This window comes from Psychrobacter sp. DAB_AL62B, assembly GCF_028895345.1.
In the GTDB taxonomy this organism is placed as follows: Bacteria; Pseudomonadota; Gammaproteobacteria; order Pseudomonadales; family Moraxellaceae; genus Psychrobacter.
On sequence record NZ_SAXC01000003.1, the window covers coordinates 147537 to 161244 of the forward strand.

The window sequence follows — 13708 nt, forward strand, 5'->3', positions numbered from 1 at the left end:
AGGCTCTACAATCATAGGTGTGCCCTTGTTATATTCTCCGCTCTACCAAAGCATCCGTTTGATTTTATTTGGTGCCTTAGGCTTATCCAGCTTAACCGTGAGTGCTGCTATCACTAATACTGATTCGCTGACGCCTGAGCTATTGATAGCTGATAGCCCTAGCCGTTATGTCTCTGATGACGTGACAAATTCTACTAATAATAGCGGCAATAGTAATAGCGACAATAATAACAGTATCAATCAAGACATCAGTTATCCAAGCGAGAGCAATCAGAACACGGACTATAAAGGAATAAATACTGCAGCTGATGCTAATAACACGGTTTTAACTAGCAACGCACCTTTGGATAATAGCAATTTAAATGTTACTGAAATTAATGAAAATAGTGATGATTCCTTTATACAGCCACTAGAGACCAACAACGACCGTCATCCAAATAATAGTACGGCGCGAGCAACTAACAGCATCACACCTGAGCCAAAAACTGACAACAGTAAACTTGATGTCAGCGACGAGAGTATTCAAGATAGCCTCATGCGTTTGGCAGAGTTTTATGAATTGACTCCCGATACTGATACCTCAACGGTAAGCAATGCTGACAATGTGGCAGACTCTGAAGCAGACAATATTCAGAATACGCTGATGCCTACAGCGCAAGCTATTCCAACAGTAGGTAGAAATTTACAGCTACTGCCAAACACCGTCGATAGCGCCCAACGCTGCGAAGGTCAATGGGTCTATCCAAAGAAAAACCCTAATTATCAACGAGCTATCAATGAGACTGGCGCTAGTAATGGTCAGCCAACACCCAATCTAAACGGTATTCCCAATAACCAAGCGCCGCTATTTGCAGAGTCAGATTATGGTTATTACGATAGTGTCGATTATGCCGAGCTATCAGGCAATGTCATTATCAACCAAGGTACCCAGCATATCGAAGCGGACAAAATCGTACTGGACTTGAGCAATGGCGTGGCTGCGGCGCAAGGTAAAGTGATGTTTACTGACCAAGCTACTGGTAAAAACAATACGTCTACTACTCAAGCTCAAAATACCAATAACCAAAGAAACAACGCCCAAAATAACAATAAAACCAGCCTCACTGACAAGACAACACAAGGCGGTCTCATCGGTGTCGCGGACGGCTTAAACTACAATACTGAAACCGGACAATCAACTGCCACTAATGTGGCCTTTGCTAGTGTGGAATTGCAAGCACACGGCTATGCCAAGCGCCTAAATCGACCTAATGACAGCCAATATGAGCTAGATGAGGTAATGTATAGCACCTGTCCACCAACCAATCGTAAATGGCAATTTGAAGCCAAAAGTATTGACTTGGATACCGATACTGGCCGAGGCGAAGCCTATAATACGACTTTCCGTATCGCTGATGTGCCGGTGTTCTACTTGCCTTATTTTAATTTTCCTATAGATAATCGTCGCAGTACTGGGGTTTTATTACCTAGTGCTAGCTTTGGAAGTAAAAGTGGGCTTGAAGTTGATATACCGTACTATCTCAATTTAGCACCCAACTACGATGCGACGCTTAACACCCATATCTATACCAATCGTAATCCGATGCTCTCAGGTGAATTTCGCTATTTGACTGAGAATTATGGCGAGGGTGTTTTTAACGGCTCCTATTTACCCAATGATAAAGAGTATGACGGCGAAGATCGCAGCAGCTTATTTTATGATCATTATTGGTCATCGACCAGCATTCCACGCTTAAGCGGTGATGCTAAGTATAGTTATGTGTCTGATGCAGACTATCTGAACGATTTTGATACGTTAGGTTTATCAGACAATACTTTAAACCTTCCTCGCCGTGCCCAACTTAATTATTATAACGATTATGTCGATGGCGAGCTAAAAGTTGAGACCTTTCAAACCCTCGATGCTTTTAACAATAATGGACAGCCATTACAGGATAAAGATAAGCCTTACTCGCGCCTACCACAGCTCAAACTTAACTATCGACTGCCTTGGGCAAAGGGTTTTGATATCACTGGTGTGAGTGATTCGGCTTATTTTAAAAAGTCCATCGATGACGGTTCTGAGAATGAGAAAAGTGGTGCACGTCTTTACAATAAAATCAGCGCTGCTTATCCAATCGAAAAGTCTTGGGGCTACATCAAGCCAGAGCTGAGCTTACAGCATCTATATACGTCTTATGATGAAGACAGTTTAGCGGACAACCAACTCAATAAAGGCGATGGTAACCAGTCGATATTTGTCCCACAAGCCAGTATTGATGCGGGTTTACATTTTTACCAAGCCGGCTCACCTTTTGGTGCGTTTGATGATACTTTGGGCGGTTATCGCTTACTTAGCCCACGCTTAAAATACACCTACTCGCCTTACAAAGACCAAAATGAGATTCCTAACTTTAATACTCGTATTGCCTCTATCAACTACGAGCAGCTGTTTTCGGACAGCTGGTTCTTAGGACATGACCGCCTGCAAGATTTACATGCTTTTACCCCTGGCATTAATTATCGTTACATCGATGCAACGGGTGTGACACGTTTTGATGGTAACATCGCAGAGCAGTTTTATATCGATGATGGGCGTGTCACACTTGAAGATGAAAAACCTGTCTTTACCTCATCTTCTTCAGGATTGGTATGGGATACCAGCACCCAACCTTATAATAACGTTTGGGTTGACGTGAGTGGCGCTCTTACCAAAAGCTATGATTTAAATTATATTACTACTGAGCTGCGTTATCAGCCATCTGATAATAGCTTATTTAATGTGGGTTTTGTTAAGCGGCAGGCTGATGAAAATACCAACCAGCTACCACTGTCTGCATTGACAGCATCCGCGGTTTTCCCCATTAATAATAACTGGCGTGTATTGGCTCAAGGTCAATATGACTATAATCGTGATAAAATACTCGATTCTTTAATCGGTGTTGATTACGAGGATTGCTGTTTTGGTTTTGCCGTTTATGGTCGTCGTTACTATAATGACTTAAATGTTAAAGACAAACCCACACAAGCGATTATGGCAGAGATTAGACTCAATGGTCTTGGCAGTGGCAGCAGTCGTTTAACACGATTACTTGCTGATAAAGTCTTAGGATTTGAGCCTGTCCAAAGCGCTTGGAAAGATTAATAGCGCGGCAGAAACAAGCCTAATTGTTAGCTTATTAAGTATTATATAAAAGCGTTTGTACCTTATTATAAACAACCAAAGTCGCTACTTGATTATTATTATTTAATAATCAAAGTATCATAAGCGGATTTAACCGATTACCATCCGATGCAATGACATTGATGAGGAGCATCATGAGATTTTTTTCTTTACGCCACACGAGCAAAGCCGTAGTTCTATCTATGGGGCTAACCACCGCTATTGCGCTTAGTGTTAGTGCGCAAGCCGCTACCGTTAAACCTGCAAAAGCACAAGCGACTACCGCTGCTGAGCAAAATAGTGTGACACGTTTAACGCCTGCAAATAGTACCGACGGCATCATTGCATTGGTCAATGAAAACGCTATCTTAAAAAGTGATTTAATTGCTGCTATTGCTCAGACTCAGGCGCGTGCTAAAGCTGCTGGTGAACCGATTGCCAATTCAGCACAGTTACAGTCCGAAGTATTAAATGCGCTCATTTTGCGTGAATTACAATTGTCATTGGTCAAACGTGTTGGGTTAAATCCTGATGAAGCGGCTATCAATCAACGCTTAGGACAAATTGCGCAAACGGAAGGTCTCAACAGTATTGGTGCTTTGCAGCAGCGTTTAGATTCAGCACAACCTGGTAGCTATGCCACTCTACGTGCGCAATTGATTGAAGACGCCGCAATACAAGCCTTGCAACAACGTCAAATCACTAACCGCGTGCGCATTAGTGAACAAGATATTGATGCATTTTTAGCCTCCCCTGAAGCCAAACGTTTAAATCAAAGCGAATACCAAACGGTCCACGTTCGTGTTCCGTACATAGATGACTACAGCCGATTGTCAGAAGCACAGCGTGACGAAGCGCTACAGGTAGCACAGAAATTACGTACACGTCTGCTTGCACCAAATGTCGATGTTGCTGAAGCCATTGCGGCAAGCCAAGGCAGCTATCCTATTCCACTACAAGGTGGAGATATGGGCTTTCATAAAGCAGCTGCCCTACCTACAGAGCTATCGAGCGAAATTACTAAGCTTGAGGTCGGCGCAGTTAGTGCACCATTAGTGACCCCAGAAGGCATTGACATCATCAAACTGGCTAATAAAAAATCCAGTGATACCACGCTTGTACCTCAATGGAACACTCGTCATATATTAGTCAAAGTCGATGAGCTACAGACTGATGCGCTTGCTGAGCAAAAGATTAACGATCTCTATAATCAACTGCGTAGTGGTGCTGATTTTGCTAGTCTGGCATCAACTTACTCAGATGATCCCGGCTCAGCAGGACGCGGTGGCGATCTAGATTGGGTTGGTGAAGAGCAGATGATTGGACCGTTTGAAGCCATGATGAAGAATACTGCGGTTGGTGATTATTCTGCCCCATTTAAAACTCAGTTTGGTTGGCACATACTAAAAGTTGAAGGTAAGCGTCAGCAGGATGTCAGCGATGAATACCGTCGTAATATGGCACGCCAAGCGCTATACCAACGCCTAGCACCACAAGCCAAGGAAGATTGGCTGCAAGAGCTGCGTTCAGGCGCTTATATTCAAGTGCTTGGTTAACCAATGTTTCTTTAATGAGTGCTTGGCTAGCTCTTTATATGCTAGCTAACTAAATAACAGCTAAAACGTTTTATAAAAAAAGGGTATATGCCAACGCATATACCCTTTTTATTGTCTGAATAGCTTTATAATTACTATTCATTCTGCGCGCGTTCGCGAGCTTTTTTTATGCTTGAGCAATTAACTCATGTACTTTTTCACTTTCGGCTAACACACATAATTCATAAGCAGATTTTGGCTGAGGCTCAGCATTAGAGTTTTTACTTAAGTTTTCTTCAAGATTGTCTTTCTTAAAAGTGTCTTCTGGAAAATCACTCATATTCCTTTTAATCTTTCTGAATATCTAAACGATAACAGAATAACCAATATAGAAGTAGCAGAAGCAGAAGCAGAAGCATAGATTTGATTATTCGATATTTAGTATCAATCGCCGCAAAATAAATATTTAAACGAAATTTAGCACTTGAAAATAATCTTAAAACTGACATACAAAGAAAAGCCCCGAACCTAGGGCGATTGGTTCGGGGCTATGGCGTTTCATATTGTTATTATTATTTCTTCCGTATTGACTCATCCTAAGTCATAAACAGTAACTTATAAGACAGCGGGCTGACCTGTCCTTTTATTAATACTGTCTCAACACGGTATCCTTACGTATCCTTGTGTTGATGGATGTATTCTAAGACAATTGATGTGCGGCGACTAGAGGCTAAAGACCTTATTTGATGTAAGCATTTGCTTACGTCTAGATGGCTCGCTTCAAGAGAGCTTATGACCCCATTTAAGTTTATTCTGAATCACTATTATTCTGTGCTTCTGCGTGCTCTTGAGATAGTTTGCTGCCCTCTTTTTTACCCGCTTTGATTTTATTTTCTGTCTCTTTAAAGTCTTCTGCTTGGGCGGTAGGAGCATTTTCCTCCTGTTTAACCTCCTTTTCAGGCTCATATTGCAATGTCGTCATAACAGGAAAATGGTCAGAGCCGATAGAAGGTAGGCGCTTGATATCCACTACGGTAAAACAAGGACTATGAAAAATATGATCGAGCGCCCAGCGTAGAAATGGGTAATTAGCGTGAAAAGTATTGATAAAATGCCGTCCAATACGTGGATCTAGCAGCCCTGAGATACGCTGAAAGCGACGGGTTGTCTTTGACCAAGCGACATCATTGAGATCCCCCGCCAATATGGCTGTTTGCTTATGATCTTTGATATGCTTTCCAACCATTAGTAGCTCTGCATCGCGGGTAGTAGATTTGTCTGCTTCCGTTGGACTTGGTGGCATGGGATGCAAACAGTATAGCCAGATGACTTGCCCTCCTTGCAAGCGCATCTGCGTATGAATCGAAGGGATATCATCAATTATCAAGTATTTAATCTCAGGATCTATCAATTCAAGCTTAGAATATAGATGCATACCATACAAATTATCTAAGGGTACTTTTACAGTATAAGGATAATCTAATTCAACTTGATTGAGCGCTTGCTCCCATTTTTCATCACTTTCTAAGGTGATTAATATATCAGGCTGCTTCTGTTGTACTAATTCAACCAATTTGTAGGTATCGTCATTGGTCGTTAATACATTTGAGACCATGATTTTTAACTGATACTCGTGCACATCCGGCTTATCTTTAGCATTTAGTACTTCTTTTTTCCATAGCATGGTATACGGCAACACCATTCTGAGCTGAAACGCTAAGGCAATACTCAACAACCCAAACAGCAGCCACTGTCCTAGCTGCCATTCTGAGCCAAACGCCACCATACCGATCCATGCAATGATGCCTAGTATCATAATTTGAATACGAGGAAAATCTACACCGCGTACCCACCAATGATCAAGTGGTAGCCAGCCCCAAATCGTTACAAAGGCGATTAGTCCCGCTAACCACTGTGCGCCATAATATAGTAGGGAGAAATCCATAATGTGTATCGACCGTTTATTAAATTAATGGCTAAGCCAATGATTATGTACATCGTCAGTTAGGTAATTCAGTACTGTTAATATTTAAACTGATAGTAGCTGCTTACTTTTAGTAGCTGCTTACTTTAGCATTTCATAAGACCAGCGCCTACTATTGAACATTAATTAGGCCATATCTACTATAAAACGTTACAGTTTCAGCCCTTCAGATATACTGAGTAAAATTTATAAATCTTCCTTCTACTGATTACTGAGTGAAATCAGTAATCCTAGCGAATATCATCGTCATAATCATAACGTAACGTTATAATGAGCATAGCTATTAATGTATAGAAAATCCCTAGAACCGTCTAAAAAAACTTGCTTTTTGGCTCTATTCACGGCATTGTTATCGGTTGGTGATGCAACAATTTATTGTAAAAAGGATTAAGTTTCATGAGTAATTTAACAGTAGGCTTGGTGGGCTGGCGCGGTATGGTAGGGTCAGTATTGATACAACGTATGACGGAAGAAAAAGACTTCAACGGTATCACACCGGTGTTTTTTTCAACCAGCAATGCAGGCGGTGATGCGCCAAGCTTCGATGGTATTAAGACCAGCCAACTAAAAGATGCTCATGATATTGAAGCACTAGCTGCTTGTGATGTAATTATTACCTGCCAAGGTGGCGATTATACCTCAAAGGTACATCAACCCCTGCGTGATAGCGGCTGGAATGGCTACTGGATTGATGCGGCAAGCACATTACGCATGGAAGATGACAGCATCATTGTTCTTGATCCAGTTAACCGCAGTGTGATTGATAGCGCCCTAGCGAATGGCATAAAAGACTTTATCGGTGGTAACTGTACCGTATCGCTCATGCTAATGGCTATCGGTGAGCTGTTTAATAAAGGTTGGGTCGAATGGGTCAGCGCCATGACTTATCAAGCGGCTAGTGGTTCTGGTGCCAACAACATGCGCGAGTTAATCGAAGGTATGGGTGTGCTACACAATGCGGTCAAAGACGAGCTTGCCAATCCTGCTAGTGCGATACTAGAGATTGATAAAAAAATTGCTGAAACTCAACGCTCAGCTGGTTTCCCTAAGCAATACTTTGGTGTGCCGTTGGCCGGTAGCTTAATTCCATATATTGACTCGCAGCTGGAAAACAAACAATCGCGTGAAGAATGGAAAGGTGGTGTTGAAACTAACAAAATCCTTGGTAATTCAGAAGCAGATAAGATTGCTATCGATGGTATGTGCGTGCGTGTCGGTGCGATGCGCTGTCATGCACAAGGCTTAACCATTAAGCTTAAAAAAGACATTCCGCTAGAAGAGATCGAAGCTGCGCTAAGAAATAGCGGTAATGAATGGCTAGATGTGGTCGAAGATGATAAAGAAGCTACTATCAACCGTTTAACGCCAGTTGCAGTAACAGGTACGTTGACCGTAGCAATTGGTCGCCTGCGTAAGCTCAATATGGGGCCTGAATATCTAGGGGCGTTCACCGTCGGTGACCAATTATTATGGGGCGCAGCTGAGCCATTACGCCGCATGTTGAATATCATTCGCGAGCAAAATAATTAAACCAAATATAATGCGCGAAAAAATAAAAAGACAGTGATTGCTGTCTTTTTTTTGGACTGTTTTTGGATTATTCTTTCTGATAGGCGATCATGACTTCATTGCGACGCATAAAAGGCAACGTCCAAGGTGGATTATAACGGGCCAGTTCAGGTGCGCCTGTAACCCTTAATTTTTGCGTTTGCATCCAAGATTGCAACTCTGCAGTTTTAGCAGCAACCTTCTCATTGCCAGCTAACCCCGAAAACTTAATAACACCATAAGTCTGTGCAGGCACTTCAATAATCGTGACGTCAGGATTGTTTGGCTTCGGTAGTGTTTGCATCGTATATTGACTCGGCATAGTAAATTGTACGCGCCATTTACCATCAGTTTCTTGCATACTCACTGGTGCAGTCATGGCAATTTTTTTCGAATCACTACCCTTCTTGGTTTCGGGCTGCTTTGTTTCAAATTTCATGCCTACAGGAGCTGTCATACTTATTTTACTACTTTCTCCACTTGGCGCTGTATTATTACCGAATATATAATCCGCTAATACCTTAAATCCTGCACGACTAGCCGCATCTTGGTCGCCGGAAACCCAAGTTTGTGCGACCAGCTGACTCTCATAGCGACGCAGCTCAAAATCTTCGATTTGCGACAAGATAGTATAGTTTGGTTCTTCGGTAGCCATAGCTGCTCCTGATATCAATAATGTACTGGTGAATAGTACGCCACTTAACGTCAAGCTACTCAACAAGCTGGTTGCTTTAATCATGTCACGCCTCAACTAGCGAAAAGCATCATGTCACCGCTTTTATATTTATTCTACTCTAGCAATGAATCAATAATGATGTCTGTAGCTTTTGGTTATGGCTAGATACAAACACCCCATCAAATCTGTATTAGAGAAACTTCGATGTCCAAAAAAAACCTAATAATGCTATAATTAGCGCCATTTCCATAGCTTACATAGCGGTTATCTTATGCAATTTGTCTTACATAAAACGGCCAGCGGCGACACGCGTGCACGCCGCGGTACAGTTCATCTCAATCACGGCGACGTACAAACGCCTGCTTTTATGCCGGTTGGTACTTACGGTACGGTTAAAGGTATGCTGCCACGTGATATCGAAGCCATTGGCGCTGACATCATCCTTGGTAACACCTTTCATTTATGGCTGCGTCCTGGTACGGATATTATTGATAAATTCGGTGGCTTGCATAAATTTATGCATTGGGATAAGCCGATCTTGACCGACTCAGGCGGATTCCAAGTATTTAGTCTCGGTGCGATGCGTAAAATTACTGAAGAAGGTGTGACGTTTAAATCACCTATCGATGGTGCAAAAGTATTTTTGTCACCAGAAAAATCAATGCAGATTCAATACAGCTTGAACTCAGATATCGTCATGCAATTTGATGAATGTACGCCCTATCCTGCAACTCATGAAGAAGCGAAAAAATCTTTAGAGTTATCACTACGCTGGGGCCAGCGCTGCGTTGATGAACATAAAAAGCTTGGTAGCACCAATGCTTTATTTGGCATCATTCAAGGTAGTATGTATGCCGATTTACGTCAACAGTCACTCGAAGGATTGCTCGATATTGGTTTTGATGGTTATGCCATCGGTGGTTTGTCTGTTGGTGAACCAAAAGAAGAAATGATAGACGTTCTAGATTATATCGCAGATGATATGCCAGCCGATAAGCCACGTTATTTAATGGGCGTCGGCAAGCCTGAAGATCTCGTTGAAGGAGTGCGACGCGGTGTCGATATGTTCGACTGCGTCATGCCAACTCGCAACGCGCGTAATGGTCATTACTTTGTCACAGGCGACGCCGATAATGCGGGCGTGGTACGTATACGTAACAGCCAATATCGCACCGATGAAGGTCCTTTAGATCCTGAATGTGACTGCTATACCTGTCAGAACTTTAGCCGTGCTTATCTATCACATCTGAATAAATGTAAAGAGATGCTGGGTGCGCAACTAGCAACGATTCATAACTTACGTTACTATCAACGTTTGATGCAAGGTATCAGAGACGCGATTGAACAAGATAAGTTTGATGAATTTGTGCATGAATTTTATAGTAAACGCGGACAAACGGTTCCTGAACTAAATTTACGCTAACTATTTTTCATTTTAAAACCAACTTCTATCGCTATTATTTATATCTCATTTCTATCATCATTAAAATACAAAAAGGGCTTAAGATAATCTTAAGCCCTTTTTTATTGCGTGTATTTTACATGTCGCTATCGATGTTCGTTTTTAATTAAACATAATTTACAGCTCAGTCTCAGCGTAACGCTTTTAACCTACTAGCGCTGCAACAAACACCACAATAATAGCAATTGGCGCAACAAATTTAGTTATAATCTGCCAAATTTGCCAAGTACTATTCGATAAATTAAGCTCTTGCTGGATGCTACGTTGATCCATTCTCCAAGCAAAGAATATAATGCCTGCAAGACCCGTTAATGGTAATAAGAACTTACTGGTTAACTTGTCTAACGCATCAAATATGCCGTTACCCATGATGGTAAAGTCAGCCCATAAGTTGAATGACAAGAGCGCTGCGATACCCAATAACCAAATCACAGTACTTGCAGTGATAGTCGACATGGTGCGGTTCATCGACGTACGCTCTTCTAAGAACTCAACACTCGGCTCTAGTAAGGATATTGACGACGTCACTGCAGCAAAAGTAATTAATAAGAAGAACAAAGTACCGATAATAGCGCCACCAGCCATGCTACCAAAGGCAATAGGTAGGCTCACAAAGATCAGACCAGGACCTGATGCAGGATCAAGACCGTTATTAAAGATGATTGGGAAAATAGCCAAACCAGCTGCTAAAGCAATAACGGTATCTAAGATAACTACCGTACGAGCTGTTTTAAGTAAGTTTACTTCACGGCCTAAGTACGAACCGTAAGCAACCATGATGCCCATACCGATTGATAAGGTAAAGAAAGCATGACCTAGTGCTGCTAGCATCACATCAACGGTCAATTTACTAAGGTCAGGTGCAAATAAATAATTAACTGCTTCACCAAAACCACCATTCACCACGTTATAACCAACGATAACAAATAGAATCACACCCAATAATGGCATCATGATTTTAGCAGCGTTTTCAATACCACGAGTAACACCAATACCAACAATCAGCGCGGTAATAATCATAAATACCGTATGCCAGATAGTTAACGTACCCGCTGATGCTAGCATCGCGTCAAATGTCGCAGCGACAGAATCACTGTTTTGACCCGCAAAACTACCCGTTCCTACTTTGGTAATATAGTTAAGCGCCCAACCACCAATGACACTATAGAAGGATAGGATTAAAAAACCACCTAAAATACCCGTCGCGCCAACAATGCCCCAGCTACTTGATTTACCTTCGCTTGCGGCGACATCTTTAAAGGTATTAATAGGGTTTTTCTGACCACGGCGACCAATCAGCCACTCAGCGACCAGTACTGGAAAACCAACCAAGGCTATACAAAGCAGATAGGCAATAACAAAAGCTGAACCGCCGCTCTCACCTACCATATAAGGGAACTTCCAAATATTTCCTAAACCAACTGCCGAGCCTACTGCTGCCAACACGAAGCCAAAACTTGAGCTCCACTGGGCATGATCTTGTTTATTATTAGCCATTTCGCCTTCCTCATGCTTCAATTAATATTGCTTGTAATCATCCTTGATTATTATAAATAGCTGTCCATAATATTTGACTATTTAACTAACGCATCAATACAATGCATTCAGCAACATTAAGAAAGAATTGTTTACAATGTTGTAGAGGCTCAGTTTCTGCTAAGCGACCTAAAAAGTCAAGTAGTCATAAACACAAAAAACCATAACTATTAGTTATGGCTTAATAAGTTCTTGAGGACAACTTACAACAGTTTGGTTGTTTAGTAATTTCGACTGAAACGATGTTTTGCGATTAATAAAACAATACTTAACGAACCACACCGCGACGACTTTTCTGTAAAGAATCAATCAGTAATTCCATTTTTGGCTCTTTTGGCAATAGTTCTTGCTTTAATATTTCAAGCGCTTGTACCGTCGTCAAGCCCGATCGAAAGACTATGCGATAAGCTTGACGCAGGACATCAATGGTATCTTGAGACCAGTCTTTGCGGCGCATACCTTCAACATTCAGCCCATGAGCTTTAGCAGGATTACCAGAAACCATCGTAAAAGCGGCCACATCTTTTAGAATCAAACTAGCACCACCAACCAAGCTGTAATCATCAACAGTGCAAAACTGGTGAATGCCTGAATTACCACCAATAATCGTATGATTGCCAATGGTCACATGCCCTGCGATACCAACATTATTAGCCAGTACGTTATGGTCACCGATTAAACAATCATGCGCAACATGGGTGTTTACCATCATTAGATTGTGGCTACCAATCTTCGTCAAGCCACCATCTTGTTCTGTGCCACGATGCAAGCTACAAGCTTCGCGAATCGTATTATGATCACCAATTTCAAGCCATGTACGCTCACCAGCATATTTTAAATCCTGCGGGTCTTCACCAATGCTTGCAAACTGATAAAACTGATTGTACTCACCAATACGAGTTAGCCTAGTCACGACCACATGCCGATGCAAAACCGTATGTGCGCCAATGGAGACTTCATCACCGACAATACAATAAGGGCCAATGGTTGCGGTTTCATCAATATTAGCAGACGGTGAGATGAGTGCTGTTGGATGGATCTGACTCATAATGTGGACCTTTGTATCATCTGATGCAAGTAAATAGTAAAACAAATACAGACAGTTTAGCGCTATTAATCACCCTAATACTAGCTCTGTTAAAAAATACAGCTATCATTCTAATTATTAACATTAACGGCATGCTTTGAGCACTCTTACTAATTATTCGCTCAAAGTGAATAAAAGCGCCTTATTGCTCCTGACGGGCAATCATAATCTGAGCACTGGCGGCAAGCTCATCTTCAACGTGTACCGTACAATCGAACTTATAAATACCTTGCTTTTGCATCACGGTTTTGGCACGGATAATCAGTTGATCACCAGGGATGACGCGACGCTTAAAGCGTACTTTATCGACCCCTGCAAACAGATACAAATAACCATCTTCTGCCGTCAATCCCGCACTAATAAACCCTAGTACGCCTGAAACCTGCGCCATGCACTCAACCATCAATACACCTGGCATAATCGGCTCATCAGGAAAATGCCCATTAAAGAACTCTTCATTAATGGTCACATTTTTGATACCCGTAATGCACTCACCAGGTTTACAGGAAATCACCTTGTCTACGAGCAGAAATGGATAACGATGTGGCAGATAGTGTTTAAGGGTATGGTACGTTAATGGCAATGTTAAGCCTTGTTCAGCCAAGCTTTTGATGTCTTCATCAGTTGGGGTATCAATATCAGTGATGCTCATAATGGTGCTTCCTTGCTGGATTTTAAATCTTGCTGTGTTTTTAAATCTTATAAATAATCTTTTGTAGTGGCACTTTTTAATTGTTA

The 13708-nt window shown here is 41.8% G+C and carries 10 protein-coding genes; 4 read left to right on the forward strand and 6 right to left on the reverse strand.

The annotated features are described in order from the left end of the window. Nucleotides 1-25: 25 nt before the first annotated feature. Nucleotides 26-3124 carry an LPS-assembly protein LptD gene (locus EPB74_RS05745; protein WP_446740024.1) on the forward strand — a complete coding sequence of 1033 codons (3099 nt, stop codon included), beginning with the start codon at nt 26-28 and terminating at the stop codon, nt 3122-3124. 173 nt (nt 3125-3297) lie between these two features. Then, nucleotides 3298-4698 (forward strand): peptidylprolyl isomerase, encoded by a 1401-nt coding sequence (locus EPB74_RS05750; RefSeq protein ID WP_274903283.1) that lies wholly within the window; start codon nt 3298-3300, stop codon nt 4696-4698. Nucleotides 4699-4864: 166 nt separating this feature from the next. Here EPB74_RS05750 and EPB74_RS05755 read toward each other — a convergent pair whose 3' ends face one another. Then, nucleotides 4865-5017 carry a hypothetical protein gene (locus tag EPB74_RS05755; RefSeq protein WP_274903284.1) on the reverse strand — a complete coding sequence of 51 codons (153 nt, stop codon included), beginning with the start codon at nt 5015-5017 and terminating at the stop codon, nt 4865-4867. Between the two features lie 468 nt (nt 5018-5485). Further along, nucleotides 5486-6622, reverse strand: coding sequence for an endonuclease/exonuclease/phosphatase family protein (locus tag EPB74_RS05760; RefSeq protein ID WP_274903285.1), 1137 nt, complete (start codon nt 6620-6622; stop codon nt 5486-5488). Between the two features lie 435 nt (nt 6623-7057). Between EPB74_RS05760 and asd the strand changes: the two genes are divergently transcribed. Next, nucleotides 7058-8191, forward strand: a complete 1134-nt coding sequence (gene asd / locus EPB74_RS05765; RefSeq protein ID WP_274903287.1) for an aspartate-semialdehyde dehydrogenase — start codon at nt 7058-7060, stop codon at nt 8189-8191. A 67-nt stretch (nt 8192-8258) separates the two neighbouring features. Here the strand turns inward: asd and EPB74_RS05770 are convergent, their stop codons facing one another. After that, on the reverse strand, nt 8259-8948 hold the full coding sequence (locus EPB74_RS05770; protein ID WP_274903288.1) for an SOUL family heme-binding protein: 690 nt from the start codon (nt 8946-8948) through the stop codon (nt 8259-8261). A gap of 208 nt (nt 8949-9156) precedes the next feature. Between EPB74_RS05770 and tgt the strand changes: the two genes are divergently transcribed. Next, nucleotides 9157-10308, forward strand: a complete 1152-nt coding sequence (tgt, locus tag EPB74_RS05775; RefSeq protein WP_274903289.1) for a tRNA guanosine(34) transglycosylase Tgt — start codon at nt 9157-9159, stop codon at nt 10306-10308. A gap of 183 nt (nt 10309-10491) precedes the next feature. Here the strand turns inward: tgt and EPB74_RS05780 are convergent, their stop codons facing one another. The 3 genes from EPB74_RS05780 to fabZ all read right to left on the reverse strand — a co-directional run bounded on the left by EPB74_RS05780 (nt 10492) and on the right by fabZ (nt 13622). Further along, nucleotides 10492-11844, reverse strand: a complete 1353-nt coding sequence (locus EPB74_RS05780; protein ID WP_089553995.1) for a sodium-dependent transporter — start codon at nt 11842-11844, stop codon at nt 10492-10494. Between the two features lie 307 nt (nt 11845-12151). Then, complete coding sequence (gene lpxA / locus EPB74_RS05785; protein ID WP_274903290.1) at nt 12152-12931, reverse strand: acyl-ACP--UDP-N-acetylglucosamine O-acyltransferase; 780 nt, start codon at nt 12929-12931, stop codon at nt 12152-12154. Between the two features lie 181 nt (nt 12932-13112). Continuing rightward, complete coding sequence (fabZ, locus tag EPB74_RS05790; RefSeq protein WP_274903291.1) at nt 13113-13622, reverse strand: 3-hydroxyacyl-ACP dehydratase FabZ; 510 nt, start codon at nt 13620-13622, stop codon at nt 13113-13115. Between the last annotated feature and the right edge of the window lie 86 nt (nt 13623-13708).